Source organism: Streptomyces sp. NPDC057963 (genome assembly GCF_042887155.1).
Classification (GTDB): Bacteria; Actinomycetota; Actinomycetes; order Streptomycetales; family Streptomycetaceae; genus Streptomyces.
In genome coordinates, this window is sequence record NZ_JBHVPX010000030.1 from 39,993 (window position 1) to 66,075 (window position 26,083).

Below are 26,083 nucleotides of genomic sequence, written 5' to 3' on the forward strand. Positions count from 1 at the left end.
ACCGCGGCGGCAGCGGAGGCCCACCACCGCACCGGCGCGCCGATCGCCGTCCACCTGGAGCTGGGAACGGCGGCTCTCGACGTACTGGACCTGCTCTGCGGTGAGTTGGGAGTCGGGCCGCAGCGGGTGGTCCTCGGCCATCTGGGCCGGTCACCGGAGACGGCCGTACAGCGTGAGGCGGCGCGGGCGGGCGCGTTCCTGGCATTCGACGGTCCGTCCCGGGCCCATCACGCGACGGACTGGCGACTGCCCGAGCAGCTGACCGCCCTCACCGACGCCGGTTTCGGCGGGCAGTTGCTGCTGGGCGGCGACACGACCGTGCCCGAGACCCCGGGCATGCCGCATCTGCTGAACCGGTTGCGCCCGCGCCTCGAACAGGCCCTGGGGAAGGAGGCGTTGGACACCATCCTGGTGGGCAACCCGGCGCGGGCGTTCGCCTGGAGGGTGTCGGGCCCGTCCGAGGGCTGAGGAGAACACGCTCGCCCGTGGACCTCGTCACGCAAGAGCGGCCAGCGGATCGTCCAGCACGGGCTGCCAGGCCAGTTCCGCCGCGCCCACCAGGCTGTTGTAATCGAGTGTGCACGGCAGGATCGGCACGCTGCCGCTGCGCCCCCACAGGCTGCGGTCGGCCACCACCGCGCGCAGCCGCTCCGGATCCGCGTCGAGCAGGGCCCGGTGCAGCCCGCCGAGGATGATGCGGTCCGGGTTGAGGATGTTGACCAGTCCGGCGAGCCCGAGGCCGAGCCGGTCGATCAGTTCCTCGGCCGCGCCCCGTACCGCCGGGTCCTCGTACTCCGTACGCAGCAGGTCGCCCGCCTGCTTGAGCAGCGACTCCTCCGGACCGGGTTCGCGGCGGGCGGCGATCAGGAAGGCGAGCGGGTCGGTCTCGACGTCCAGGCAGCCGCGACCGCCGCAGTGGCACGGGCGGCCCTCGGGGTGCACCGTGAGATGGCCGACCTCCAGCGCGAGCCCCGAACTCCCGGTGTGCAGGCGGCCGTCGAGGACCAGTGCACCGCCCACGCCACGGTGGCCGGTGGCCACACAGAGCAGATGCTGGGCGCCTCGCCCGGCACCGTGCCGGTGTTCGGCGAGCGCCGCGAGGTTGACGTCGTTCCCGGTGAACGCGGGTCCGGGGATGCCCGCCTCCCGTACCCGCGCGGCGAAGATCTCACGCACCGGGGCGCCCGCGGGCCAGGCGATGTGCAGCGGGTTGAGTGCGTTGCCCTCCGGTTCGGCGACCGCGGACGGCACGGCGAGGCCCGCGCCGACGCAGCGCAGTCCGCTGTCCCGCAGCAACCGGGCGCAGGCGTCGACCACATCGCCGATGACCTGTGCCGGGTCCGCGGTGACGGTGGCGCAGCTCGGGGTGGTGGCGACGAGCCGCCCGCCGAGCCCGACGAGCGCGGCCCGGAACCCGTCGGCGTGCACCTGTGCGGCGATGGCGACGGGGCCGGACTCGCGGATGGCCAGCCGGTGCGACGGGCGGCCCTGCGAGCCGGCGGCCGAGCCGGGCCGGGAGTCGACGCGGATCAGGCCGAGCGCTTCCAGCTCCGCGGCGACCGCACCGGCCGTCGCCCGGGTGACCCCGAGCTCGGAGGTGAGGACGGCGCGGGTGGGCGCGCGTCCGGTGTGGACCAGTTCCAGCGCGGGTCCGAGCGCGCTGCGGCCCCTCTCCAACTTTGTCCGGGTGGTGGTCACCTTGCCGTTCATGGGGGCGAGTCTCCCATGATCCGCGGGTGCCGCCCACGCCCCGGTGGCGCACTTGTGCCCCTTGCGGCCGTAGCGGGCGGCCGTCTTGCGCCCGTTGTCCGGGCGCCCCTATGCTGAGTTTGTGCCGCAACTAAACAAACTGCGGACGGCACTGCCGGGGGGACCGGGCGGAAACACCGCCCCACCTTCGCCGGCCCGCCTCCGTACCGCGCTGACCCTGTTCTTCGCCCTCGACGGTTTCCTCTTCGCCGGCTGGGTGGTCCGCATCCCGGCCATCAAGCACCAGACCGGCGCCTCGGCCTCCACCCTCGGCCTCGCCCTGCTCGGCGTGTCCGCCGGGGCCGTGGTGACCATGATGCTCACCGGCCGGCTGTGCCGGCGCTTCGGCAGCCATCCGGTGACCGTGGTCTGCGGCGTCCTTCTCTCCCTGAGCATCGCCCTGCCCGCGCAGACGCATTCGGCGCTCGCGCTCGGCCTGGTGCTGCTGGTCTTCGGCGCCGCGTACGGCGGGATGAACGTGGCGATGAACAGCGCGGCGGTCGATCTGGTCGCTGCCCTGCGGCGTCCCGTGATGCCCAGCTTCCACGCCGCGTTCAGCCTCGGGGGAATGGTCGGCGCCGGGCTCGGCGGACTGGTCGCGGGCGGCCTCTCCCCCGCCATGCACCTGTTCGTCCTCACCGGGATCGGACTCCTGGTCACCGCGGCGGTCGGACCGGTACTGCTGCGCCACCCGGCACCGAGGTCCGCGTCCACGGCCGACGACGCCGGGGAACCGCGGCGGCCCACCGGACGGGCCCGCCGCATGGTGCTGCTGTTCGGCGTGATCGCGCTCTGCACCGCGTACGGGGAAGGCGCGCTGGCCGACTGGGGCGCCCTCCACCTGGAACAGGACCTGCATGCCCACCCGGGCGTCGCCGCCGCCGGATACTCCCTGTTCGCACTGGCCATGACGGCGGGCCGGCTCAGCGGCACCGCGCTGCTCGAACGACTCGGCCAGACCCGGACCCTCGTCGCGGGCGGCGCGACGGCCGCCGCCGGAATGCTGCTCGGCTCGCTCGCCCCGACCACCTGGTCGGCACTCCTCGGCTTCGCCGTCACCGGTCTCGGTCTGGCCAATATCTTCCCCGTCGCGGTCAGCCGGGCGGGCGAGCTGGCCGGGCCCGGAGGGGTGGCCGCCGCGTCCACGCTCGGCTACGGCGGGATGCTGCTCGGACCGCCCGCGATCGGCTTCCTGGCCGACTGGTCCTCCTTGCCGGTGGCCCTCACCACGGTCGCACTGCTGGCCACCGCGGCCGCCGCGCTGGGGTACGGGGCACGCAACGCGGCGCACGCCTGAGAGTCCGGCCGGCCGGACCGCGGAGAAGCCCGGATTCGCCCTTCCCGAGAGCCGGCGCACCGGCACAATCAGCACCATGGAGATCTCGGATCACATCGACACCCTGGCCGTCGAGGGGCAGCTGATGGCGGCCGCCGCGCGGAAGGCGGGAACCGGGGCGCCCGTGCCGACCTGTCCGGACTGGCGGGTACGCGATCTGCTCCGGCACACCGGAATGGTCCATCGCTGGGCAACCGCCCTGGTCGTCGAGGGCCGCACCTCGTACCACCCGGACGGCGGGGAACCCGATCTGGACGGAGGGCAGTTGCTCGACTGGTTCCGTGAGGGCCACGGCCTCCTGGTCGCCGCGCTGCGGGCCGCACCGGCCGGGCTGGAGTGCTGGACCTTCATGCCCGCGCCGTCGCCACTGGCCTTCTGGGCCCGGCGGCAGGCACACGAGACCACGATCCACCGGGTGGACGCGGAGTCGGCACGCGGCGGCCGGCCGTCACCGGTGACGGCCGCGCACGCGGCGGACGGAATCGACGAGTTGCTGCGCGGGTTCCACGCCCGCCCGATGAGCAAGGTGCGTACCGGAACACCGCGTTCGCTGCGAGTGCGGGCCACGGACACCGGGACCACCTGGACCGTACGGCTCTCACCGGAACCGCCAGAGGCGGTACGGGAAGACGCGCCGGCCGAAAAGGACTCCGTGGACTGCGAGTTGAGCGCCACAGTCGCCGAGCTCTATCTGACACTCTGGAATCGGCTGCCGCTCACGGCGATCACCGTGACAGGGGACCCGGAACCGGCCCGGCTCTGGCGCGAGAACTCCGGAGTCACCTGGTCCTGACGGGCGGGCCGACGCGCAACGACCCCGGACGCGGGAACATCGGACACGGGTCTGCGCGGCGGTGGCCGGGTCAGCCGAGCCAGCCGGGGCGTACGAGCCCCGATTCGTAGGCGAGCACGACCAGCTGGGCCCGGTCTCGGGCGCCGAGCTTCACCATCGTGCGGCTGACATGGGTCTTGGCGGTGAGCGGGCTGACGACCAGCCGCCGGGCGATCTCGTCGTTGGAGAGCCCGATGCCGACGAGTGCCATCACCTCCCTTTCCCGTTCGGTGAGTTCGCTCAGTCCGGCCGCCACCGCGGGCTCCTTGGACCGGGCCGCGAACTCGGCGATCAGCCGACGGGTGACCCCCGGGGAGAGCAGCGCGTCGCCGGCCACCACGGCGCGTACCGCCCGCAGCAGTTCCTCCGGTTCGGTGTCCTTGACGAGGAAGCCGGACGCGCCGGAGCGGATCGCCTCGAAGACGTACTCGTCGAGCTCGAAGGTGGTGAGCATGACGACCTTCACATCGCCCAGTTCGGCGTCCTCGGTGATGGCGCGGGTGGCGGCGAGGCCGTCGAGGCGCGGCATCCGGATGTCCATCAGCACGGCGTCCGGCCGCAGTTCGCGCACCCTGCGTACGGCCTCCTCGCCGTCGGCTGCCTCCCCCGCCACCTCGATGTCGGGCTGGGCGTCCAGCAGGGCCCGGAAGCCGGCCCGGACCAGCAGCTGGTCGTCGGCGAGCAGTACGCGGATCACGGTGTCTCCTCCTTGTGCGCGGCCGCACCGGGCGCGTCGGACAGCAGCGGAAGCTCGGCCAGGACCCGGAAACCGCCCTCGGCCACGGGCCCGGCCTCGATCGTGCCACCCAGTGCGGCGGCCCGCTCCCGCATGCCCGCCAGCCCGTTGCCGCTGCCGCCGGCGTCGTCGCCGGTGGCGGGGCCGTCGTCGTCGATGCGGAGCCGGATGCGGCCGGGCTCGTAACCGATACGGACCCGCGCGGTGCGCGATCCGGAGTGCCGGACCACATTCGTCAGAGCTTCCTGCACGATCCGGAAGGCGGCGAGATCCGTGCCCGGCGGTACGGGGCCCCGCTCCCCGCCGGTCTCGGTGGTGACGGTCAGTCCGGCGCTCGCCGCCTGTTCGACGAGCTCGGGGAGCCGGTCGAGTCCGGGCGCCGGGGTCCGAGGGGCGTCCCCGGGGGTGCGCAGGGTGTCCAGGACCTGACGGACCTCGCCCAGTGCCTCCTTGCTGGCGGCCTTGATGGTGGTGAGGGCGGCACGTGCCTGTTCGGGGTCGGAGTCGATCAACGCGAGCCCGACGCTCGACTGGACATTGATGACGGAGATGCTGTGGGCCAGGACGTCATGGAGTTCGCGCGCCATCCGCAGACGCTCCTCATCGGCCCGGCGCTGCTCGGCGGCCTTCCGCTCCGCGCGCCGGTCCGCCCACTGCTCACGGCGTACCCGTACGAACTCCGCCGCGGTGACGATGGCCACCGCCCAAGCGGCGATGCCCAGTTCCTGCCCCCAGGGAGCGGCGTGGCCGCCGGAGGGCGGCAGCAGGCGATAGAGCCAGTGGGCCACCAGGACGTGTCCCAGCCACACCATGCCGACAGCCGACCAGGCCGCTCGCCGATGTCCGGCGACCACGGCACTGAAGCAGCCCACGGCGACGGCCAGGAAGACCGGCCCGTACGGGTACCCGGCCGCCAGATAGACCATCGCCGCAGCCGAACTCCCGAAGACGGCCGTCACGGGGTGGCGGTGGCGCAGGAGAAGCACGGCGACGGCCAGGAAGAGCAGCAGCCGTGCGAAGAGGTCCAGCGGCGCCCGCTCGTCCATCTGGCTCCGGGCCGCGATGGTCGAACCGATCATGACGACGGCACCGAGCAGGACCGTCGACGGCCAGGGCAGCCGGGAGGTGGAGCGACCCGGCGCCCCTGTCAGCCACCGCGGCGGCTCGCCGTGACCCCGGTGTGAGCGTTGCTCTTCCATGGCGGCCACGCTAGACGGCGGGCCGCGGCGCAGGCGTCAGCCGTGCGTGGTGACCACCCGTACTCCCTGTGGAGTACGACGTACCGGCCGGAGGCGCGACGCATCGGCCGGAGGGGCGACGTACGGGGCGGAGGGGCGACGTACCGGCCGGAGGACGACGTACCGGCCGGAGGACGACGCCCGGTCCAGGGCTGCTGTTCGGAGGTCGTGCCGGCCCCGCGCGCGTCGGCGCTGTACCCCGGCCCAGTCTGGCCCGAAGGGAATACCCGGCATTCCACAGGACGACGGCACAGGACTGCGGCGGGCGCTCAGGACCCGCCGGACAGCCCTCGGCTGTTCCGGGAGCCGAGCAGCCCGACGGTGCGGGCCAGCTCGGTGACGGCCTGCTGGAAGAAGAACCCGCGGGCCTCGACCACCCGGTTGAACTGGCCGAAGATCTCGAAGGAGATCAGCCCGAACAGCTGCGACCAGGCGGCGATCAGCGGGACGGCGACGCCCGGAGGGAGGTCGGGAGCGAGTTCGGCGACCATCCGCTCGGCCTCGGGGCGCAGCTCGTCGGCGAGCGGCGGCACGGCGAGGCCGTCCGTGCGGTAGGCCTCGCCGACGACGGCGATCAGGACACGGCCGACACGGGTGGCGGGGCCGATCGTGGCCTGCGGTGCGCTGTATCCCGGCACGGGCGAGCCGTAGATCAGGGCGTACTCATGGGGGTGTGCGAGGGCCCAGTCGCGCACGGCGCGGGCGACGGCGGTCCAGCGTGCGAGGTGGGGGACGGCGTCGGCGGCAGCGGCCCGGTGGGCGGCCTCGGCGGCCTCGCCCACGGAGTCGTACGCGTCGACGATGAGGGCCGTGAGCAGTTCGTCCCGGCTGGGGAAGTAGCGGTAGAGCGCGGAGGACGCCATACCGAGCTCCCGTGCGACGGCGCGCAGCGAGAGCTTCGCTGCGCCCTCCGCCGCAAGCTGCTTCCTCGCCTCGTCCTTGATGGCGGCGGTGACCTCGATGCGGGCCCGTTCCCTGGCTCCCCGGACAGTGCTCATGGGCTTCAGTCTGCCACGGGTGAAGAGCGCCGATCAATAACGAGAGCAGTGCTCTTGCTTTTGAGCGCCACTCCCGTGCACACTGATCTCAAGCGAGAGCACCGCTCTCAAATCGTCGAGGAGTCACCATGCCTCAGCCGTACTACCGTCAGGCCAATGCCTTCAACGTCCGGCTGAACAGCACCATCGGACGGCTCGCCCGGCACGGCGTCAGCTTTCTCGGCACGGCCGAGTTGTCGGTGCGCGGCCGCAAGAGCGGCCAGATGCAGCGCATCCCCGTGAACCCGCACTCCTACGAGGGAGCGCAGTACCTGGTCTCCGCGCGCGGCCACTCCCAGTGGGTGCGCAACATGAGGGTGGCCGGCGGCGGCGAACTGCAGGTGGGCCGGAAGATCCGCGCCTTCACAGCCGTGGAGGTCGCGGACGACGCCCAGAAGGCGCTGATCGTCCGCGCCTACCTGGAGCGGTGGGGCTGGGAGGTCAACCAGTACTTCCAGGGCGTCACGGCGAAGTCCACGGATGCCGAACTCCTGGCCGCCTGCCCGGACCACCCCGTCTTCCGGATCACCGTCGAGGGCTGACCGCCCGGCCGGTCCCGCCCTCGACGACACCCGCCCCGTGCTCGGCGGCATCCCTCCCTGGACGGCGTCGGGCTCTAACGGTCCATCGCCGAGAGCGCCCGCTGCGCCAGCGGATGCGTACGGACCAGCTCGGCCAGCGAGGTCGTCCCCCGGGTGACCCCGGCGAATGCGTTCCAGGCCGGGCGGAATCCCGTCAGTACCGCGTGCAGCACCCCGGGCCGGCGCTCGAACAGCTTCAGCATGCGCCGTCCGACGCCCATCTCGACACCCAGGCCGGCCTTGATGGCGAAGGCGTAGTTCAGCGCCTGGCGCCGGGCGTCCACCGCATCGTGCGACTCCGCGACACGGACCGCCCATTCACCGGCGAGACGCCCCGACCGCAGCGCGAAGGAGATGCCCTCGCGGGTCCACGGCTCCAGCAGCCCCGCCGCGTCGCCGCACACCAGTACCCGCCCGCGCGACAGCGGCGAGTCGTCGCTGCGGCAGCGCGTCAGATGCCCCGAGGAGATCTTCGGCTCGAAACCGGCGAGACCGAGCCGGGCGATGAAGTCCTCCAAGTAGCGCTTGGTCCCCGCGCCGTCGCCCCGCGCCGAGATCACGCCGACGGTGAGGACGTCGCCCTTGGGGAACACCCAGCCGTAACTGCCGGGCATGGGACCCCAGTCGATGAGCACCCGCCCCGCCCAGTCCTCCGCGACCGTCGCCGGAACCGGGATCTCCGCCTCCAGGCCGAGGTCCACCTGGTCGAGCTTCACCCCGACATGGGCTCCTATCCGCCCCGCGCTGCCGTCGGCACCGACGACCGCGCGGGCCAGGATCGTCTCGCCACCGGACAGCACCACGGCGACCGTGCGCCGGTCGGGTACCGCGGCGCCGTGCTGTTCGACCCTCGTCACCGTCGCCCCGGTCCGGAGTTCGGCGCCCGCCTTCTGCGCCTCCTCGACCAGTCCCGCGTCGAACTCGGGGCGGTTGATGAGCCCGAAGAGCATCCGCTTGGAACGCCGGGTGCGCGTCAGCCTGCCGTTGAGCGAGAACGTGACCGCATGGATCCGGTCCCGCAGCGGCAGTTCGAATCCGGGTGGCAGTGAATCACGCGAAAACCCGATGATGCCGCCGCCACACGTCTTGTAGCGGGGCAGTTCCGCCTTTTCGAGGAGCAGTACCCGTCGGCCCGCGACCGCCGCCGCGTATGCCGCGGAAGCTCCGGCCGGTCCGCCACCGACTACGACGACGTCCCACACGGACGACTCTTCGTGCTCATGTCCGGCGTCTGCGTTCTCGCTGCTCACGATGTGCTTCTGCTCCCGATCCCACCAATGGCCCATGCTGCTTACGGCATCCTACGGCGCCCCGCGCCCGGCCCCCGCTGTGGGAGGATCGACCGTGCCTTCGTCCTCCATGCAGCGCCGCACAATCGGTGTGCATGTAGCCGGATTCGTACACATAACGTCGCACCCACGAGGAGCGTGCCCATGACCGCCCGTCCGATCTCCGAGACCATTGCCTCGCTGATGCCCCGCGCCAAGACGGAGCTGGCCGAGCTGGTGGCCTTCCAGTCGGTGGCGGATCCCGCGCAGTTCCCGAAGAGCGAGTGCGAGGCGGCCGCGAACTGGGTCGCCGACGCGCTGCGCGCCGAGGACTTCCAGGATGTCGCCCTGCTCGACACCCCCGACGGCACGCAGTCGGTGTACGGCTTCCTGCCCGGACCGGCCGGCGCCCCGACCGTACTGCTCTACGCGCACTACGACGTGCAGCCGCCGCTCGACGAGTCCGCCTGGCTCTCGCCCCCGTTCGAGCTGACGGAGCGCGACGGCCGCTGGTTCGGCCGCGGCTCGGCGGACTGCAAGGGCGGCTTCATCATGCACCTCCTCGCCCTGCGCGCCCTCAAGGCGAACGGCGGTGTCCCGGTCTCCGTCAAGGTGATCGCCGAGGGGTCCGAGGAGCAGGGCACCGGCGGTCTGGAGCGGTACGCGGAGGCGCACCCCGAACTGCTGACCGCCGACACGATCGTCATCGGCGACACCGGAAACTTCCGGGTCGGTCTGCCGACGGTCACCGCGACGCTGCGCGGCATGACGATGCTGCGGGTCACGCTCGACACCCTCGAAGGGAACCTGCACTCCGGACAGTTCGGCGGTGCCGCCCCGGACGCGCTGGCCGCGATGATCCAGTTGCTGGCGTCGCTGCGCGCCGAGGACGGCACCACGACCGTCGACGGGCTCGCCACGGACACCGAATGGGACGGACTGCAGTACCCGGAGGCCGAGTTCCGCAAGGACGCGAAGGTCCTCGACGGCGTCGGACTGATCGGCACGGGCACGGTCGCCGACCGGATCTGGGCCCGGCCCGCCGTCACCGTCATCGGTATCGACTGCCCGCCGGTGGTCGGCGCGACCCCCTCGCTCCAGGCGAACGCGCGGGCACAGATCAGCCTGCGCGTGCCGCCGGGCCAGGACGCCGCCGCGGCGACCGAGCTGCTGACCGCCCACCTCAGGGCCCACGCTCCCTGGGGAGCGAGGGTGTCGGTGGAACAGGTCGGCCAGGGCCAGCCGTTCCGCGCCGACACCTCCAGCCCGGCCTACACGTCCATGGCGCAGGCCATGGAGGCCGCGTACCCCGGCGAGAAGATGCAGACGTCCGGCATGGGCGGCTCGATCCCCCTCTGCAACACCCTCGCCGCTCTCTACCCGGAGGCCGAGATCCTCCTGATCGGCCTGAGCGAGCCGGAGGCGCAGATCCACGCGGTGAACGAGAGCGTGTCGCCCGAGGAGCTGGAGCGCCTGTCGCTCGCCGAGGCGCTGTTCCTGCGGAACTACGCGGAGTCCAAGAAGATCTGACGCGCCCTGCCGCGGTCCGCTTCGGCACCGGCCACGGCCTGCTTCGGGCCGGGCGATCCGCTCGCCGCCGAAGCGGCCGCGGCGCTCCGGGCCTCAGCCGACCGGGACTCCGGCCTCCAGGTTGAGCACGGTCGACCGCTCCCGGGCGCGCAGCGCCCAGCGCAGCCGTTCGTACCGGGTGGGGGGCAGCATGGTGGCCGCCTCCTCCTCGGTGGCGAACCGCCAGCCGCGCAGTTCCTGGCCGGGCAGGAGCAGCCGTTCGGCGTCCGCACGGGGCAGCAGACCGCCGTCGAAGAGCAGCCGCAGCCCCCCGTAGCCGGGCGGTTCGGGCGCTTCCCAGTCGATGACCAGCAGTTTCGGCACCCGGTCGAGGTGGATGCCTATCTCCTCGGCCACCTCGCGGATCCCGGCCCGGGCGGGTGCCTCGCCGGCCTCGACCACTCCGCCGGGAAACTCCCAGCCGGGCTTGTACGTCGGGTCGACGAGCAGTACCCGGTCGTGTTCGTCGAAGAGCAGCACGCCGGCCGCGACGGTCTCCGCGGTCGGCTCGGGAGTCTGCACGATCTCGCACGCGCTCGCCGCCCCGGTGCGGACCGCCTCGGCTATGCGCTCGGCCGTCTCGTACGGAGTGAGCGCGCTGGTGTCGATGGTGTGGGCGTCCCGGGAGAGCCAGCCGAGAGCCGCCCGGTAGGGCCCGATGTGCTCGTAGGCCCACTGCCGGATGCGTTCACTGTGCTCCGGGTCGTCGGCGAACTCGACCCGGCCGGCGATCCGTTTGCGCAGGATCGTTTCCTCAGGTGAGAGCAGGACATGGCGCACCGGAATGCGCCGGGAGGCGAGCCCTCCGAAGATCTCGTCGCGATACTCCTGTCGCAGCAGCGTCATCGACACCACCAGCACCCCGGACACCTCGGCCAGCAGAGCCGCTGCGGTGTCCACCACCAGACGCCGCCAGATCGGCAGGTCCTGGAAGTCCGTCACCTCGGCAAGTCTCTTCTGGGGCAGCAGATACCGCAGCCCCGCTCCGATCAGCTCGGGGTCGTAGAACGTGCTGTTCGGGATCAGATCGACCAGCTCGCGCGCGGCGCTCGTCTTCCCCGCGCTGAACGCACCGTTGATCCAAACAATCACGGTTCCCCCTCTTCCGTAGCCCCCTGTGGCTTGCCCGCAACACCCTGCCGCGAAAACCCGGCTGTGGCGATGCTGTTACCCGAACAGAACCGCCGGATGCCTTCGGGAAACCTTCCTGTGTACGAGTCCGCACGTCCACGCGGCTCCGACACGGCGGCCGGAGTGCGTGAGGAATCCGGAGGAGGACCCTCATGCCGGCCGAGCACGGCGCCCGTCGGCATCTTCAGGCCTGCGCGCGATCTTCGCTGTTCCCGCCGAGCGGTCCCGGCCCGAGGCGTGGCCGGACGCCGCGCCTCCGGGTGACGGGCCACCGCCCCGCCCGCGCCCTCGGGCGAAGCACGTCGCGTGTGAAGGGACGTCACCGAACGTCGCACCTGGCGGCCTTGAAGGGTTGCGAGACCGTTATGAGCCAAGGCCGCCTATTCACCCGTTGGTCACAGCTCCGTCACCAACGGAAGATAAAGCTCCTTGTCTGATTCCAGAGTCGGTACGTTCATCTCCCCATGAACCGGCCTCGGGGGGAAATCTGTCCCCAGAGCCACCAACCGCCGTGGGGCCGGCCGCCCAAGCCGCCGGGCAACGGCCCCTGCACCGCGCCCGCTTCTCCGGCACGCCGTCCGAAGTCGACGCGCAAGCGGATCCTGATCCCGGCCGCCGTCGTCCTGTTCCTCGTAGATGTGGGCATCGGTGGTGCGGAAGGTCCCGCGAAGACGGAGAACGCGGCCGCGGCAAAAGCCGCGCCATCCGCGACCGTCACCGCCACGGTGACCGCCACTACACACTCCGGGGCACCGATACGGTCCTCACCGGTACCGGAAGCGTCCTGGTGCAGGCCGTTGAGAGGCCCTGAGCCCTGTCGCCGCCGACCGTCGCGGGTGCGGGGCACGTGCTGCACCACCCCTTGCCGGAGCCCAGCGTGAGCCCCGCGATGAGGTGGCACCGGAGCAGCAGGACGACCACGGGTGACGCCGCCGCACCATCGACCGGGAGCAGGCCCTCGCCCTCCTCGCGGACGGGATTCGCGCCTGCGCGCACGGTCGGCCGGACACCGATCTCGGCCCGGCCTCCCGCCTCCCAGGGGGACGGGAGGCGGGAGGCGGGACGGTACACCTACTGGCCGACCTCAGCCCGGAGTGGGGCACTTCTATGACGGGGGCATGAGGACCGTGTCGACGAGGTAGACCGTGGCGTTGGCCGTCTTGATGTCTCCACAGACGATCTTCGCTGTGTCGTTGACCTTGAACGACGTGCCCGACCCGGAGGTCTTGAGCATGGAGCCCTCCAGCGTCTTGAAGCTGCCGTTGGGAAGCTTGCTGGGGGTGATGGTCTTGTCCACGACGTGGTACGTCAGGACCTTCTTCAGCTTCGCCTTGTCCTTGAGCAAGCCGGCAAGCTGCATCTTGGAGATCTTGTCGAACGCCGCGTTTGTGGGGGCGAAGACCGTGACGTGCTTCGCGTCATTGAGCTTGGTGGTGAGCCCGGCGTCCTTCAACGCGAGTGCCAGCTTGGTCAGTTTCGGGTTGTTGGCCGCTGCGGTGGCCACGCGTTCCTTGGACATGCCGGTGACACTGCCCTTGCCGCTGTGCGGCAGCGAGGAGCATCCCGGGCCGAACGGGCTCGGCGTGCTGGAAGGGCTGGATGCCGCACTGTCCGCAAACGCTTGCGGGGCGAACGCTCCGAGCGAGAGTGGGAGGGCCACCACAGCGGTGATCGCTGCGGCGCTCATGCGGATGCGATGTGAACTCATACCGTTTCCTCTTCCCTCTAGGAGGAGGTCCGTGAGGTGTCGATGGCGACCCTCGCAGGACGAGGAGTGTGGCCGACCCGGCCGGGGTGTCGTCTGCACCGCTCTGACATGCCTCATGGACCGACGGACCAAGCCTAGACATCACCCGGCAAGAAGCGCATCCCGAAGAAAATCGGCTGGATGCGCCACTCAGCCACCGCATACGAAGTCGCCCGGTACAGCGCGGGCACAAGCAGCCGAGCGGGCACACCATGGCAGCATGAGCACCCTGGCAGTCGTGCACCGCCCCTCCCCCACAGGCGGCCGGAGAGTCACTGTCGGCGACGAGATCGCCGGGCTCGCCCACGGCGACCGCGACCTCGTCGAGTTCCTGCGGCGGGCGGGCATTGAAGACGCAGGGTGACGCGGAGGACAGGGCCGCCCGCGGTCATGAGGTTGAGGACGTCGAGCCGGAGTGGGACCGGTGCCGACCGGCTGCCGGTCGCTGTGGGCCCGCTGCCGTTGGAGCCGGGCATGAGCCGGGTGCCGAGCCTGGCGTCTCCCCAGCCTCTCGGTAGTGGCGGGGTAAGCACCCTGCCGGACGTGTCGACCGCATCGGATCAGACCAGGTCTGCCGTCCCGTCAGAGCATCAAAAGATCTTGTCGGAGTTGGCTCGTGAAGCTTTTTCGCAGGTCATCCCCTACCCCTTGCTGGCGCCCAGGGTGAGTCCCGCGATGAAGTGGCGCTGGAGCAGCAGGAAGACCACGAGCGTCGGCAGTGCGACGATGACCGAGCCTGCGGCCAGCAGGTTGTAGTCGGTGAAGAACTGGCCCCTGAGATTGTTCAGCGCCGAGGTGATGGGCAGCTTGTCGCCGTCGGAGATGAAGACCAGAGCCCACAGGAAGTCGTTGTACATCCAGGTGAACTGGAGCGTTCCGAGCGCGGCCAGGGCCGGGCGGCACAAAGGCAGGGTGATCCGCCGGTACTGGGTCCAGACGCCCGCGCCGTCGACGATGGCGGCTTCCAGGATCTCCTGCGGCAGGGACCGCATGAAGTTGGCCAGGACGAAGACGCAGAAGCCGAGCTGGAAACCGATCTGGACGACGACGACGGCCCAGTACGAGTCGAACATCGTCATCGAGTCGGACATCCAGTAGGGCAGCGGGATGCGGTTGAACACGACGTACAGGGGCGTGACGATCACCTGCTGCGGCAGCAGGTTCCCGGCGGTGAAGAGCATCAGCAGGACGAGTCCGCCGCGCACCTTCAGACGGGCCAGCGCGAAGGCGGTGAAGGAGGCGAGGAAGAGGGTGATGATCACCCCCGGGACCGCGATGATCATGGTGTTGACGAAGTACTTCGTCATGCCGGAGTCGGAGAACGCCTGCCGGTAGTAGTCCAGGGAGAGGTGGCGCGGCAGCGAGAAGTAGCCATGTGCCGAGGTCTCGTCGTACGGCCGCAGCGAGGCGTACACCGCGAGCAGCAACGGCGCGAGGAAGGCGAGGGAGACCGCCGTCAGGAAGGCGTGGACGCCGATTCTGCCGGGGCGCGTCCGGCGCCGGGCGGCCGGGGCCGGCGGCGTCCGCGGTGCGGTGGGGCGGGCTGGGGCGGGAGCGGCATGGACGGTCAACGGTTCTTCTCCCCTCGGAGCTCCTGGACCAGGTACGTCACGACGAATCCCAGGGAGACGGCCAGCAGGACGACGGCGATGGCGGAGCCGAAGCCGATACGGCTGGCCTCACCGATGATGTTGTCGGTGACGAGCACCGAGAGGAGTTCGAGCCCGTTGCGGCCGTGGTTGACGGCGTACACGATGTCGAAGGCGCGCAGGGACTCGATGACGGTGATGACGCCGACGATGACGTTGACCGGACGCAGTGTGGGGAAGACGATGCGGAAGAAGGTCTGGGCCTCGCCCGCCCCGTCGATCGCCGCGGCCTCCTTCAGGGACGGGTCGACCGCCTTGAGCCCGGCGAGGTAGAGAATCATCACGTAGCCGGTGTGCCGCCAGGCCGCGGCCAGCAGGACCATCCAGATGTTGAGGTCCGGATCTCCGAGCCAGTCGGTCGGCGAGTCCGTGTCCCCGATGACCGCGTTGAGGGCGCCCTGGTCGCGGGAGAAGACCAGTTGGGCGATGAAACCGACCACGGCGAGCGACAGCACGACGGGCATGTACAGGGTCGACTGGTAGAAGCGGCTGAAGCGCACGCCTCTGTCGATGAGCACGGCGAGCAGCAGCCCGAACGGTGCGGCGACCAGGCCCAGGAAGGCGAGCCAGAGCAGGTTGTGCCGCGCGGCGGGCCAGAACTGCGGGTAGTTGGTGAAGAGGTTCGCGTAGTTCTGCGTACCGACCCATTTGATGTCACCGACGCCGTCCCAACTGGTGAAGGAGAGCACGACGGAGGCGAGGGTCGGTCCCCACACGATGGCGATGTCGAGCAGGACTGGTATGCCGAGCAGCACACCGAGTACGGCGAGGTCGCGGCCGGTGAACCGCCGCGAGACCCGTCGTCGGGTGCGCCGCGCCGAGATGAACGACACGGTCGGTACTCCAGGTTCAGTGGGATTCCATCGGGGTCGTCCTGGGAGGTCAGTCGGTGGCGAAGATGGTCTTCTTCTGCCGTTCGATGTCGTTGACCAGGCCGTCCACGTCGTCCGGGTTGCTGATGAACGTCTGGATCGCCGGGATCATGACTGTGGAGGAGAAGTCCGGCCGGGTGTCGCGGTCCAGGAACTGGGAGATCTGCTTCGCCCCGGAGACCAGGTCCACGGCCTTCTTCTGGAGCGGTGAGTACGCGGAGATGTCCGCCCGGTCGCTGACCGCGACGTTGTTCGGGTCGCTCTTCAGGTAGATGTCCTCGGCCTTCCCGGTGGCCAGCCAGCTGAGCAGGTCCTTGGCGCTCTCCAGCGTCTTCTTGTTCTTGAGGTTCTTCGACTTCTTCGCCAGCAGGAACCCGTCGATGGGTGCCTCGACCGCGTCCTGTCCGTGCTCGGGGTCGATGACGGGGAACGGGAAGAAGTCGATGTCGCCCTGTTCACCCTTGGGGAACTGGGCACCGGGGTGCGGCAGGCCGAACACGGCCATGCCCGCCTCCTTCTTCTGGAGGCTGTTGGCGGCCTCCTGCCAGGTACGGCCGTTGGCACCCTGCTGGCAGTACGGAAGCAGCCGGCGCCAGGTGTCGAAGACTTCCCTGACCCTTCTGTCGGTCCAGGCGACTTCCCCCGCCATCAGGCTCTTGTGGAACTCGTAGCCGTTGGTCCGCATGTCGATGTAGTCGAAGGTGCCCATGGCGGGCCAGCCGTCCTTGTCGCAGAAGGCGATGGGGTCCAGCTTGTCCTTCTTCATCTGCTTGGCGAGAGCCACGTACTCGTCGAGCGTCCTCGGTGCCTGGTAGCCACGGTCGGCGAACAGGCTCTTGCGGTGGAATACGGCCCATGGGTAGTAGTAGTACGGCGTGAGGTACTGCTTGCCGTCCGCGCCGGTGGACTGGGCTTTCAGGGCGGCCGAGAAGCCCGTGTATTCCTGCCAGTTGTCGCTGACGTCGTGCAGCAGGCCCTTCTCGGCGAAGAACTGCATCCGGTTGCCCGCGAACCACATGAAGACGTCGTCCGGCTTGCCCTGCAGATACCGGCTGATGTTCTCCTGAAAGGTGTTGTGGTCGACGGTGTTGACCTTCACCTTCCGCCCGTCCGACTGCGCCTCGTACGCCGCGAAGGCGTCCGCGAAGGCCTTTTTCGGAATCGGGTCGGACGAATTCGAACCCATGGTGATCGTTTTTCCGTCGCCGCCGGGACCGCTCCCGCAGGCGGTGAGCAGCGACGGCAGGGCCACGGCTCCCGCGCCCACTGCCGCACCGCGCAGCAGACTTCGTCTGGACATCCGATGTCCTGCGACGCTGCCCGGTACACCTGACCTGTCGTAATCAGACTGCGTCATGTCCAGCCCCTTCGGAGATGTAACCCAACACAACCGAACGTGCGATTGGATCTCACCCTCAAGTCGTGCCTCCGTCAAGGGTTTTGACGAGATGACGGACAAGCTGCCGCCCCGCCTCTTCCAACAGACTTCAACACGCCCTAACGTAATCGCACGCCTTGGCGTGCACATGCTGTCATCCGATCATGCGCGAGTATGGAGGAACGTAACGATGCGTCATCTTCCAACCCGTACAACCCGAACCGGCCACCGCGGACTCATCGGAGCGCTGCTGGCCGGGCTGCTCTGCACCGCGGGGGCCACCGTTCCCGCCGCTGCGGCCCCACCCGCTCCCGCGCCGGCTCCGCGGGCCGGCAACGGCCTTGCGCTCACGCCTCCGATGGGGTTCAACAACTGGAACTCGACGCACTGCCGCGCCGAGTTCAACGAATCGATGGTCAAGGGCATCGCCGACATCTTCGTCGAGAAGGGCCTCAAGGACGCCGGCTACCAGTACGTCAATCTCGATGACTGCTGGGCAAAGCCGCAGCGCAATGCGGACGGCGAACTGGAGGCCGATCCGAAGCGCTTCCCGAACGGCATCAAGGCCGTCGCCGACTACGTCCACTCCAAGGGCCTGAAAATCGGCATCTACACCAGCGCCGGCACCAAGACCTGCGACAGCGTGGGACTTCCGGGCGCGCTCGGCCATGAGTACAGCGATGCGCGGCAGTTCGCGGACTGGGGCATCGACTACCTCAAGTACGACAACTGCAACAACCAGGGTGTCGACGCGAAGGAGCGCTATACGACGATGCGGGACGCGCTGGCCGCGACCGGCCGCCCCATCGTCTACAGCATCTGCGAATGGGGCGAGAACAAGCCCTGGGAGTGGGCCGGCGGACTCGGCAACCTCTGGCGCACGACCGGCGACATCAACGACAGCTGGGGCAGCATGCTGTCGATCATGAAGCAGAATCTGCCCCTGGCCGCCGCGGCGGGCCCGGGACACTGGAACGACCCCGACATGCTGGAGGTCGGCAACGGCGGCATGACGGACACGGAGTACCGCACCCACTTCTCCATGTGGTCCGTGATGGCCGCGCCCCTGCTCATCGGCTCCGATCTGCGCACGGCGGGCCCCGAGACCTTCGAGATCCTCTCCAACCACGAGGTCGTCGCGGTCGATCAGGACCCGCTGGGCAAGCAGGGCACCGTACTCTCCTCCACCGACGGACGCTGGGTCGTCACCAAGGAGATGCGGGACGGCAGCCGCGTCGTGGCCCTGTTCAACGAGACCGGCAGCGCCCAGCGCATCTCGACGACGGCCGAGGCGGCGGGACTGCCGAAGGCCACCGCGTACACGATGCGCGACCTGTGGGAGCACACGACGTACAACACCGCCGGCCGCGTCTCGGCGACCGTCCCGGCGCACGGGACCGTACTGCTGCGCATTGCCGCCGGCAACTGGGCCGCGCACCCGCCTGCCGTGGAACTCGGCCTGAACGGAAGCCCGTTGGCCGAGGCCGGCCGCACCGCCGCGCTGACGACGACGGTGACCGATCTCGGCCGTACCCCCGCAGCGAAGGTGTCCGCGGCGCTCACCGGCCCCGCCGGCTGGCAGGTGACGGCGGTGTCGCCGACCGGTGCACCGGCCCTGCCGACCGGCCGGGCGCTGACCACCCGCTGGCAGGTGACGGCCCCGGCGGGCACGGCGACCGGTACGTACGACCTGACACTCACCGCCCGGTACCGCTCGCCGGCCGGGACCCGGATGAGGTCCTCGGTCCCCTTCCAGGCCCACGTGGTGGTCGCGCCACCCGCGGGCGACAGCTATCTGAGCGACCTGCCCCGGCTCTCCGCCACCAACGGCTGGGGCCCGGTCGAGCAGGACACCAGCAACGGGGAGAGCAAGGCGGGCGACGGGAATCCGATCACCATCGGCGGCACGGTCTTCGCCAAGGGCCTCGGTGTGCACGCCGACAGCGCCGTCGAGTTCTACACCGGCGGAGCGTGCGACACCGTGACGGCGCAGGTCGGGGTCGACGACGAGAAGGAGACCAGGGGCACCGTCGCCTTCGAGGTCCGGGCCGACGGCAGGAAGGTGGCGTCGACCGGCGTACTGACCCAGGCGATGCCCGCGCAGTCGCTCTCCGCGGACGTGAGCGGCGCGCAGGTGGTCCGTCTGGTGGTCACCGACGGCGGGGACGGTACCGATTCCGACCACGCCGACTGGGCAGACCTGCGGATCACCTGCTGACGGATGCCGGCGGACGGATTGCGGGAGAGGTGACGGGGAATCGCGGTCGCGGCCCGGTCGTACCTTCGGCGCCGCGAGCCTCGATGCCGCGCCTCGGACCGCCGGACGGGCCCCGGGACACCGGTCCCGCCCGTCCGGCGGCACCCGTCCCGTCGGCCGGGCCCTAAGGGCTGTCCGAACCCACCCGCACCGCCGCGGCCGCCGCGCCCACCAGTCCCGCGTCGGTGCCCATGACCGCCGGGGCCACCGTGAGCTGCCGGACGAAGGAGAGCGTGGCGTACCCGCGCAGGGCCCGGCGCAACGGAGCGAAGAGGACGTCGCCCGCGCCGGCCACTCCCCCGCCGATCACCGCGATGTCGATCTCGACGAGCGTGGCGGTGGCGGCGATTCCGGCGGCCAGCGCCTGCGCGGCACGCTCGAACGACGCGATGGCGACCTCGTCCCCGGCGCGCGCGGCGGCGGCCACGGCGGCGGCCGAGGCATCGCCGTCCGGTCCGGGCCGCCAGCCGTTCTCCAGCGCCCGGCGGGCGATGTTCGGCCCGCTGGCGATGCGCTCGACGCAGCCGCGCGAACCGCACGGGCACGGGTCGCCGTCCAGATCCACGCTGACGTGGCCGATGTGCCCGGCATTGCCCGTGGGGCCGGGGTGCAGCTTTCCGCCGAGGACGAGGCCGCCGCCGACCCCGGTCGACACGACCATGCACAGCGCGTTGTCGTAACCGCGGGCCGCACCCAGCCAGTGTTCGGCCGCGGTCATCGCGACCCCGTCGCCAACCAGCTCGACGGGCAGTCCGCCGGCCGCCTTGCCCACGCGCTCCACCAGCGGGAAGTCGCGCCAGGCGGGAACGTTGACAGGGCTCACCGTGCCTGCCGAGGCGTCCACCGGGCCCGCGCTGCCGATGCCGACGGCCGTCGCCCGCCCCCACTGGGGTGAGGCGGACAGCTCGGCCAGGACCTCCGTCACGGCCCCCATCACCGTCTCGGCGCTCTCCCGGGCTGGCGTCGGCCGCTGCGTGCGTACGAGAAGCGCACCGCTGCGGTCCACCAGCGCGGCGGCGATCTTGGTGCCGCCGACGTCCAGGGCGGCGACGAGGTCGGTTTGCATCGGTGTGGCTCCGTGATGAGTAGAGTGCGGGACCTGCGGCTTCAGTATTCAGTCCGCCCAGTCTCCATTCAGCTGACAACGTTGTCCAGGGCCTATGCTCGTCGGCACAGCCCCCGGCCTCCCCGCAGCACCGCTCACGGGCCCGCCGGACCATCCGCACCCGACGACAGGACAGCGCACCGTGGCCGAGACCGCCCGTCACCCCGAGACCCGCTACGGCAACCGGCCGACCATGAAGGACGTGGCAGCCCGCGCCGGAGTGGGCCTCAAGACGGTCTCCCGTGTAGTCAACAGCGAGCCCGGTGTCACGCCGGACACCGAACGCCGGGTCCAGGAGGCCATCGAGGCACTCGGCTTCCGCCGCAACGACAGCGCACGCGTCCTGCGCAAGGGCCGCACCGCCTCCATCGGCCTGGTCCTGGAGGATCTCGCCGACCCCTTCTACGGGCCCCTGAGCCGCGCGGTGGAGGAGGTCGCCCGGGCACACGGCGCCCTGCTCATCAACGGTTCGAGCGCCGAGGACCCGGAGCGCGAACAGGAGCTGGTCCTCGCCCTGTGCGCGCGCCGGGTGGACGGGCTCATCGTGATTCCGGCCGGCGACGACCACCGCTATCTGGAGCCGGAGATAAAGGCGGGCATCGCCACCGTCTTCGTGGACCGTCCCGCGGGCCGCATCGACGCCGACATGGTCCTCTCCGACAGCTTCGGCGGCGCCCGCGAGGGAGTCGCCCACCTGATCGCCCACGGTCATCGCCGGATCGGCTTCATCGGCGACCAGCCGCGCATCCACACCGCCACCGAGCGGCTGCGCGGCTACCACGCGGCCATGGCGGAGGCGGGGACGGCTGTGGAGGAGTCCTGGGTCTCCCTCGGCTCGACCGACCCCGGCCGGGTCCGGGCCGCAGCCGAGAAGATGCTTTCGGGCCCGGAGCCCGTCACCGCGCTGTTCGCGGGCAACAACCGGGTGACGGTGACGGCGGTTCGGGTCCTCGCGGAGCAGGAGCGCCAGGTCGCCCTGGTCGGCTTCGACGACATCGAACTGGCCGACCTGCTCGGCATCACCGTCATTTCCCAGGACGCCGCCGCCGTCGGCCGCACCGCCGCGGAGCACCTCTTCCGCCGCCTCGACGGCGCGGACCACGCCCCCGCCCGTGTGGAGCTCCCCACGACGCTCATCGCGCGCGGCTCGGGCGAACTGCCGCCCGCCTGAGCGGCCGGGGACGCTCAGGCGCCGCCGAGCCGTTCGCGGACGACTTCCATCGACGGGGGCAGCCTGTCCGTGCCCACGGCGACCGTCCCCTCCGGTACCCGGATCGTACGCAGGGAGAGAACCTGGGCCAGGCTGCTGACATCGATGTGCGGCAGCGGGGTCTCGATGGTGAGTGAGCGCAGACGGGGAAAGTTGTGCAACCAGCCCCAGGTGCCTCCCATGTTGGCATCCACCCAGAGGTGGGTCAGAGGATCGCTGCGGCATGAATTGACGAAATCGACGGTGGTGAACTCACCGGACACCTTGATGCGCGAGCGGCCGCCGAAGTCGTGGAGCGCGCGGAGCTCACGCAGGTTGGACACCGGAAAGTAGATACTCTCTTCGCTGATGTGGGCAACGACCTCGCTGCCGTAGAGATCGGTGTCGAACCTGCTCCAGGCCCGCACCAGTTCCGTGCGCACACGCGGATCCTGGTGCCCGCGGTATCGGGCGAGAACGGCGATCGCGGCATCGGTCGCGATACGGGTGGCGGTCAGCACGGTGAAGTACGCCTCATCGGCGATCAGTTGTGCCTCGGGGCTCACTTCCTCCGGATCGAGCTGCGTGTCGCCGGTGGCCGCTTCCCTCGGACCGGGCAGCAGATCGAGCACGACCGGGCCGACCTCGGTGAGCGCACGGGACTGGTCGGCCGAGCGCGGCGGGATCAGGGCCGCCGCGCGCTGTTGCACCTCCGTGCGAACCGCCGGGTCCAGCTCGGTCGCGTGCTCCAGACAGGCGGCCGCGAGCAGGTGAAGCCTGTTCATGCCGTGCCGGGAGACGTCGTCCCGTCGGATGAGACCGGTGAGCAGCCGCGTCCGTTCCGTCGGCCGTGCATGGGCCACGGCCATCCTGATGACGTCCTCCCACTGATCCAGATGCGCGTTCGCGATGAGGAAGTCGAAGTCGAGCCCCTCCACCGCGGCCTTCGCCCCGAGGTAGTCCTGAAAGGTCCTGTGAATGAAGTCCATGGAGTCCGCGCTCGGTTCACGCAACAGGCCGCTGCGGACCAGGAGGTACCGGTAGACCTCGTCCGCCGTTCCCTGCTCGGCGACCTTCGGCATCGTCGGCAGCGCCTGCCCCAGGAGGTCGACCGCATCGCTGCGGTCCATCTCGGAACGGCCGTTGCGGATCATCCAGTAGGCGAGTTTCTGGATCAACTGGATGTGGTGCGCCTCGCTGATGTAGATCGAGCCCGACTTGTAGACCCCTCGTTCGCGGTCGCGTCTGAAGAGCAGCATGGAGAGTGCCGCGTCGTAGATCTCCTTGCGCCCCTCGGGGAGGTAGCCGCGGCGGTCCTGATGCAGTGCGCAGATCAGTCCGCACATGAGCGGGTTCGTGGCCAGCCTGCCCAAGTCCTGTTTGGCGCGAACCGCCCGTAGGAGTTCATTGGCATACTGATCGCTGATGCCGGCCGCCTCGTGCCAGCGCTCGACGAACTCGGCGATGTTGTCCCTGCTCATCGGCGCGAGGTCCAGCTCGGCGAATTCCTCATCCACCAGCCAGTGTTCCTGCACCGCCGACGGTCTGGACGTCACCAGCCACCGGTTGGCGGGATACACGCTGATGAGTTCCTGGAGCCAGCGGCGGGCATCGTTGCGGTCGTCCTCGGGGATCTCGTCGATGCCGTCGATGAGCATGAGCCCGCGCCCCGCCCTGAGCACCCGGTCGAACCATCCGGGCGGTTGGAGAGCCGCGATGGGGCAGCCCACCGCCGAGAGGAACTCGTGAGGCGCCGGGAGTGTGGCACCGCCCCTGGTCAGGGTGCGCAGCGGAAGCACGAACGGCACCAGTCCGTACAGGTACAGAAGGCGTTCGTCCAGCGCCTTCTGCCCGGCGGAGACCGCCAGCCACTGCACCAGTGTGGTCTTCCCGGAACCGGCCACACCACGCAGGAGTACGCGGTTGCGGCCGGCCAGCACATGATCGGCCGAAAGCAGCACGGGCCCGGTGCCGGTGGCCTCGCCCGCCGCGTCCAGACTCAGGTAGGCCGCGTCGAGCCGCCAGGTCTCCGGTGCTCCGGAGAGGTCGAGGCCGAAGATGCTCAGCTTGCCGTGCTTGGTCGCGATGTATCCGGCGTACCGGTCCTCGAACGGCCCGTCGGCCGGGGACGGAGCGCGCGCGATCAACGAGTCGATCTTCAGCGTCAGTTCTTCGATGGACCGGCTCTGCTCGACCAGGGTGCGCGGCACGAAGGTCGACCGCTGGGTGAAGAAGTTCAGGATGTGCAGGCAGGCAGTGTCCATCACACTCGCGTGCAGGGTGACCGCGTCACTCGACAATCCGAGCCTGGCCGGCCTGCTCTGTGCCCTCAGACGCCGGGAGAGTTCCAGGTGCCCCAGCTTCACCGCCTGCACATCCTCCATGTCGAGTGTCCCCATGACGCGCAGGGAATCGGCGACCGCGTTGGCGACGGCGCGTTTCTCGAATGTCGGCAGGACGTACTCGACGCCGGTCGATTGCGCCGCGCGTCTGACCAGTTCTTCCGCAAGCGTGTGGAGGTCCTTGTCGGAGAGTGTGCGCTTCTCGCCCCGGAAGGAGATGAGTGCGGATATGCGGATGGGCCTGTCGACCAGATCGGCCCCGGGACCTTCGGACAGGAACAGCTTCTTGATGAGCGGGCCCACCACGCTCGACGCGAGGCGCGCTCCGATGGCGGCCGGTTCCATCTGGTCTCCGAGAGGTGCTCACGGCACCGTCGGCCGTTGTCGCGCCAGCGTAGGACACCGTCTGATGGCGCATCCCGCGTTTCGGCCAAGGGCCCTTCGTCACGGGGCCGTTGGCCGAAGGGCCGCGTACCGGGCTCCTCCGGCCCGTTGTCGGGCCGGGAGGGGCCTCAGAGCTGTCCCACCGTGAGCCCGCCCCGCCGCGGCGATGCGAACGCGTCCAGGTCCGCGCGCGTCAGCCCGGTCAGGCGGGCGACCTCGGCGGTGTCCAGGGCTCCGCAGTCGATGCCGCGCAGGAGATATCCGCTGAGGGCCTTGGCGGTGGCGGGTTCGTCCATGACGTCGCCGCCCGCCTTCGCGACGTACGCAACGAGCCGCGCGGCGGCCTGCTCCAGGCCCTCGCGGTAGAAGGTGTACACGGCCGCGTACCGGGTCGGCAGGTGGCCGGGGTGCATGTCCCAGCCCTGGTAGTAGGCGCGGGCCAGGGCGCGGCGGGTGAGGCCGTAATGGAGCCGCCACGCCTCGTGGACCTGGTGGGTGGGACCGACCGGGAGGACGTTGGTGGAGCCGTCCGAGACCCGTACGCCGGTGCCCGCGGCGGCGACCTGCATGACGGCCTTGGCGTAGTCGGCGGCCGGGTGGTCACTGGCCTGGTAGGCGGCGCTGACGCCGACGCAGGCGCTGTAGTCGAAGGTGCCGTAGTGCAGACCGGTGGCACGGCCCTGCGCGGCGTCGATCATGCGGGCGACGGCGGCGGTGCCGTCGGCGGCGAGGATGGACTGGCTGGTCTCGATCTGGATCTCGAAGCCGAGCCGGCCGGCCGGCAGTCCGTGTGCCCGCTCGAACGCTTCGAGGAGCCGGACGAAGGCGGTGACCTGTTCGGGGTACGTCACCTTGGGAAGGGTGAGGACCAGCCCGTCGGGAAGTCCGCCCGCCCGCACCAGGCCGGTGAGGAAGACGTCCGTGGTGCGGATGCCGCGGTCGCGTACGGCGGCCTCCATGCACTTCATCCGGATACCCATGTACGGGGCGGCCGTTCCGTTCCCGTACGCCTCCGAGACGAGCCGGGCGGCCCGGGCCGCGGCCTCGTCCTCCTCGGCGTCGGAGCGGGAGCCGTAGCCGTCCTCGAAGTCGATGCGGAGGTCTTCGACGGGCTCGCGCTCCAGCTTGGCGCGCACCCGCTCGTGGACGGGGGCGGCGAGCTCGTCCGGGATGCCGAGGACGGCGGCGAACGAGGCGGCGTCGGGTGCGTGCTCGTCGAGGGCCCGCAGCGCCCGGTCGCCCCAGGAACGGATGGTGCCGGCGGTGAACACGTCACCGGGGACGTAGACCGTGTGGACCGGCTGGCGCGTGCCCGGGTCTCCCGGGTAGCGGCGGGCGAGCTCGGCGTCGACCGGGGTGAGGGAAGCGCTGATCTCCTCGCTGACCGCACCGGTGAGGCTCGTCGCCACCTTCTCCTGCTCTCCCATTTCCACACCCTCCACACTCACGCCGTTTCCGCTTCCTGGAATCAACAATCCGTATAGTGAAGTTATAAGGCCGCCTGATCGCCGTCAATGGTGATCGAAAACGGTCCGGGGCCGTGTGGTGGGTACGCACCACACGGCCCCGGACCGTCGGGGCTGTGCCAGAAGGGGGCGGGTCAGCCCTTGCGGGATGTGATCTCTTCGGTGAGCTGGGGCACGACCTGGAAGAGGTCGCCGACGACGCCGTAGTCGACGAGGT

The 26,083-nt window shown here is 70.3% G+C and carries 21 protein-coding genes and 1 pseudogene; 9 read left to right on the forward strand and 13 right to left on the reverse strand.

Going from position 1 to position 26,083, the window contains the following annotated elements; all coding sequences use genetic code 11:
- Nucleotides 1–3: 3 nt before the first annotated feature.
- Nucleotides 4–468 (forward strand): annotated as a pseudogene (locus ACFVT1_RS36835) (phosphotriesterase); the annotation flags it as partial.
- Nucleotides 469–495: 27 nt separating this feature from the next.
- On the opposite strand, the gene ACFVT1_RS36840 reads toward ACFVT1_RS36835, so the two are convergent.
- A complete protein-coding gene (locus ACFVT1_RS36840; protein ID WP_362209552.1) occupies nucleotides 496–1,710 on the reverse strand; it encodes an ROK family protein in 1,215 nt (404 codons plus the stop codon).
- 121 nt (nucleotides 1,711–1,831) lie between these two features.
- Here ACFVT1_RS36840 and ACFVT1_RS36845 point away from each other — a divergent pair, with 121 nt between their 5' ends.
- Together ACFVT1_RS36845 and ACFVT1_RS36850 are read left to right on the forward strand one after the other, a co-directional pair.
- The gene (locus tag ACFVT1_RS36845) at nucleotides 1,832–3,046 is read left to right on the forward strand and encodes an MFS transporter (protein WP_389804033.1); all 1,215 of its coding nucleotides are present in this window, start codon (nucleotides 1,832–1,834) and stop codon (nucleotides 3,044–3,046) included.
- A 76-nt stretch (nucleotides 3,047–3,122) separates the two neighbouring features.
- Nucleotides 3,123–3,878: a maleylpyruvate isomerase family mycothiol-dependent enzyme gene (locus ACFVT1_RS36850; RefSeq protein WP_389804035.1), complete on the forward strand. Its 756-nt coding sequence runs from the start codon at nucleotides 3,123–3,125 to the stop codon at nucleotides 3,876–3,878.
- A 70-nt stretch (nucleotides 3,879–3,948) separates the two neighbouring features.
- Here the strand turns inward: ACFVT1_RS36850 and ACFVT1_RS36855 are convergent, their stop codons facing one another.
- The 3 genes from ACFVT1_RS36855 to ACFVT1_RS36865 form a co-directional block, all read right to left on the reverse strand.
- Entirely contained in the window at nucleotides 3,949–4,614 is a 666-nt protein-coding gene (locus ACFVT1_RS36855; protein WP_389804037.1) for a response regulator, read from the reverse strand.
- Nucleotides 4,611–5,852, reverse strand: a complete 1,242-nt coding sequence (locus ACFVT1_RS36860; protein WP_389804039.1) for a sensor histidine kinase — start codon at nucleotides 5,850–5,852, stop codon at nucleotides 4,611–4,613. The genes ACFVT1_RS36855 and ACFVT1_RS36860 overlap by 4 nt, the downstream gene beginning before the upstream one ends.
- 308 nt (nucleotides 5,853–6,160) lie before the next feature.
- Nucleotides 6,161–6,889: a TetR/AcrR family transcriptional regulator gene (locus tag ACFVT1_RS36865; protein ID WP_389804042.1), complete on the reverse strand. Its 729-nt coding sequence runs from the start codon at nucleotides 6,887–6,889 to the stop codon at nucleotides 6,161–6,163.
- A gap of 128 nt (nucleotides 6,890–7,017) precedes the next feature.
- Between ACFVT1_RS36865 and ACFVT1_RS36870 the strand changes: the two genes are divergently transcribed.
- Nucleotides 7,018–7,470, forward strand: coding sequence for a nitroreductase/quinone reductase family protein (locus ACFVT1_RS36870; protein WP_389804045.1), 453 nt, complete (start codon nucleotides 7,018–7,020; stop codon nucleotides 7,468–7,470).
- Nucleotides 7,471–7,544: 74 nt separating this feature from the next.
- Here ACFVT1_RS36870 and ACFVT1_RS36875 read toward each other — a convergent pair whose 3' ends face one another.
- Entirely contained in the window at nucleotides 7,545–8,759 is a 1,215-nt protein-coding gene (locus ACFVT1_RS36875; RefSeq protein ID WP_389804048.1) for a geranylgeranyl reductase family protein, read from the reverse strand.
- Nucleotides 8,760–8,942: 183 nt separating this feature from the next.
- On the opposite strand from ACFVT1_RS36875, the gene ACFVT1_RS36880 reads away from it, so the two are divergent.
- Nucleotides 8,943–10,307: a dipeptidase gene (locus ACFVT1_RS36880; protein WP_389804051.1), complete on the forward strand. Its 1,365-nt coding sequence runs from the start codon at nucleotides 8,943–8,945 to the stop codon at nucleotides 10,305–10,307.
- Between the two features lie 93 nt (nucleotides 10,308–10,400).
- Here ACFVT1_RS36880 and ACFVT1_RS36885 read toward each other — a convergent pair whose 3' ends face one another.
- A complete protein-coding gene (locus tag ACFVT1_RS36885) occupies nucleotides 10,401–11,438 on the reverse strand; it encodes an NUDIX domain-containing protein (RefSeq protein WP_389804053.1) in 1,038 nt (345 codons plus the stop codon).
- Nucleotides 11,439–12,416: 978 nt separating this feature from the next.
- Here ACFVT1_RS36885 and ACFVT1_RS36890 point away from each other — a divergent pair.
- Nucleotides 12,417–12,599, forward strand: coding sequence for a DUF6233 domain-containing protein (locus ACFVT1_RS36890; protein ID WP_389804082.1), 183 nt, complete (start codon nucleotides 12,417–12,419; stop codon nucleotides 12,597–12,599).
- Here ACFVT1_RS36890 and ACFVT1_RS36895 read toward each other — a convergent pair.
- The gene (locus tag ACFVT1_RS36895) at nucleotides 12,583–13,185 is read right to left on the reverse strand and encodes a fasciclin domain-containing protein (protein WP_389804055.1); all 603 of its coding nucleotides are present in this window, start codon (nucleotides 13,183–13,185) and stop codon (nucleotides 12,583–12,585) included. The two genes, ACFVT1_RS36890 and ACFVT1_RS36895, sit on opposite strands and share 17 nt — an antisense overlap.
- 259 nt (nucleotides 13,186–13,444) lie before the next feature.
- On the opposite strand from ACFVT1_RS36895, the gene ACFVT1_RS36900 reads away from it, so the two are divergent.
- Nucleotides 13,445–13,588, forward strand: a complete 144-nt coding sequence (locus ACFVT1_RS36900) for a hypothetical protein (protein WP_389804085.1) — start codon at nucleotides 13,445–13,447, stop codon at nucleotides 13,586–13,588.
- A 277-nt stretch (nucleotides 13,589–13,865) separates the two neighbouring features.
- On the opposite strand, the gene ACFVT1_RS36905 is transcribed toward ACFVT1_RS36900, so the two are convergent.
- The 3 genes from ACFVT1_RS36905 to ACFVT1_RS36915 are packed head-to-tail and all read right to left on the reverse strand — an operon-like array spanning nucleotide 13,866 to nucleotide 17,045.
- Entirely contained in the window at nucleotides 13,866–14,795 is a 930-nt protein-coding gene (locus ACFVT1_RS36905; protein ID WP_389804058.1) for a carbohydrate ABC transporter permease, read from the reverse strand.
- The gene (locus tag ACFVT1_RS36910; protein ID WP_389804061.1) at nucleotides 14,792–15,706 is read right to left on the reverse strand and encodes a carbohydrate ABC transporter permease; all 915 of its coding nucleotides are present in this window, start codon (nucleotides 15,704–15,706) and stop codon (nucleotides 14,792–14,794) included. The genes ACFVT1_RS36905 and ACFVT1_RS36910 overlap by 4 nt, the downstream gene beginning before the upstream one ends.
- 49 nt (nucleotides 15,707–15,755) lie before the next feature.
- Nucleotides 15,756–17,045, reverse strand: coding sequence for an ABC transporter substrate-binding protein (locus ACFVT1_RS36915; RefSeq protein WP_389804064.1), 1,290 nt, complete (start codon nucleotides 17,043–17,045; stop codon nucleotides 15,756–15,758).
- 268 nt (nucleotides 17,046–17,313) lie between these two features.
- Between ACFVT1_RS36915 and ACFVT1_RS36920 the strand changes: the two genes are divergently transcribed.
- The gene (locus ACFVT1_RS36920; RefSeq protein ID WP_389804067.1) at nucleotides 17,314–19,341 is read left to right on the forward strand and encodes an NPCBM/NEW2 domain-containing protein; all 2,028 of its coding nucleotides are present in this window, start codon (nucleotides 17,314–17,316) and stop codon (nucleotides 19,339–19,341) included.
- A gap of 163 nt (nucleotides 19,342–19,504) precedes the next feature.
- Here the strand turns inward: ACFVT1_RS36920 and ACFVT1_RS36925 are convergent, their stop codons facing one another.
- On the reverse strand, nucleotides 19,505–20,446 hold the full coding sequence (locus ACFVT1_RS36925) for an ROK family protein (protein WP_389804070.1): 942 nt from the start codon (nucleotides 20,444–20,446) through the stop codon (nucleotides 19,505–19,507).
- Nucleotides 20,447–20,627: 181 nt separating this feature from the next.
- Here ACFVT1_RS36925 and ACFVT1_RS36930 point away from each other — a divergent pair, with 181 nt between their 5' ends.
- Complete coding sequence (locus tag ACFVT1_RS36930; protein ID WP_389804073.1) at nucleotides 20,628–21,656, forward strand: LacI family DNA-binding transcriptional regulator; 1,029 nt, start codon at nucleotides 20,628–20,630, stop codon at nucleotides 21,654–21,656.
- Nucleotides 21,657–21,670: 14 nt separating this feature from the next.
- On the opposite strand, the gene ACFVT1_RS36935 is transcribed toward ACFVT1_RS36930, so the two are convergent.
- The gene (locus tag ACFVT1_RS36935) at nucleotides 21,671–24,361 is read right to left on the reverse strand and encodes an NACHT domain-containing protein (protein WP_389804076.1); all 2,691 of its coding nucleotides are present in this window, start codon (nucleotides 24,359–24,361) and stop codon (nucleotides 21,671–21,673) included.
- Nucleotides 24,362–24,528: 167 nt separating this feature from the next.
- Nucleotides 24,529–25,827, reverse strand: coding sequence for a DUF6986 family protein (locus ACFVT1_RS36940; RefSeq protein WP_389804079.1), 1,299 nt, complete (start codon nucleotides 25,825–25,827; stop codon nucleotides 24,529–24,531).
- Between the last annotated feature and the right edge of the window lie 256 nt (nucleotides 25,828–26,083).

Excerpts from the sequence above, each read along its gene's own strand:
- ACFVT1_RS36840 (WP_362209552.1), bottom strand. The coding sequence starts at position 1,710 with ATGAACGGCAAGGTGACCACCACCCGGACAAAGTTGGAGAGGGGCCGC.
- ACFVT1_RS36940 (WP_389804079.1), bottom strand. The coding sequence starts at position 25,827 with ATGGGAGAGCAGGAGAAGGTGGCGACGAGCCTCACCGGTGCGGTCAGC.
- ACFVT1_RS36935 (WP_389804076.1), bottom strand. The coding sequence starts at position 24,361 with ATGGAACCGGCCGCCATCGGAGCGCGCCTCGCGTCGAGCGTGGTGGGC.
- ACFVT1_RS36920 (WP_389804067.1), top strand. The coding sequence starts at position 17,314 with ATGCGTCATCTTCCAACCCGTACAACCCGAACCGGCCACCGCGGACTC.
- ACFVT1_RS36865 (WP_389804042.1), bottom strand. The coding sequence starts at position 6,889 with ATGAGCACTGTCCGGGGAGCCAGGGAACGGGCCCGCATCGAGGTCACC.
- ACFVT1_RS36925 (WP_389804070.1), bottom strand. The coding sequence starts at position 20,446 with ATGCAAACCGACCTCGTCGCCGCCCTGGACGTCGGCGGCACCAAGATC.
- ACFVT1_RS36915 (WP_389804064.1), bottom strand. The coding sequence starts at position 17,045 with ATGTCCAGACGAAGTCTGCTGCGCGGTGCGGCAGTGGGCGCGGGAGCC.
- ACFVT1_RS36895 (WP_389804055.1), bottom strand. The coding sequence starts at position 13,185 with ATGAGTTCACATCGCATCCGCATGAGCGCCGCAGCGATCACCGCTGTG.
- ACFVT1_RS36870 (WP_389804045.1), top strand. The coding sequence starts at position 7,018 with ATGCCTCAGCCGTACTACCGTCAGGCCAATGCCTTCAACGTCCGGCTG.
- ACFVT1_RS36880 (WP_389804051.1), top strand. The coding sequence starts at position 8,943 with ATGACCGCCCGTCCGATCTCCGAGACCATTGCCTCGCTGATGCCCCGC.
- ACFVT1_RS36900 (WP_389804085.1), top strand. The coding sequence starts at position 13,445 with ATGAGCACCCTGGCAGTCGTGCACCGCCCCTCCCCCACAGGCGGCCGG.
- ACFVT1_RS36860 (WP_389804039.1), bottom strand. The coding sequence starts at position 5,852 with ATGGAAGAGCAACGCTCACACCGGGGTCACGGCGAGCCGCCGCGGTGG.
- ACFVT1_RS36850 (WP_389804035.1), top strand. The coding sequence starts at position 3,123 with ATGGAGATCTCGGATCACATCGACACCCTGGCCGTCGAGGGGCAGCTG.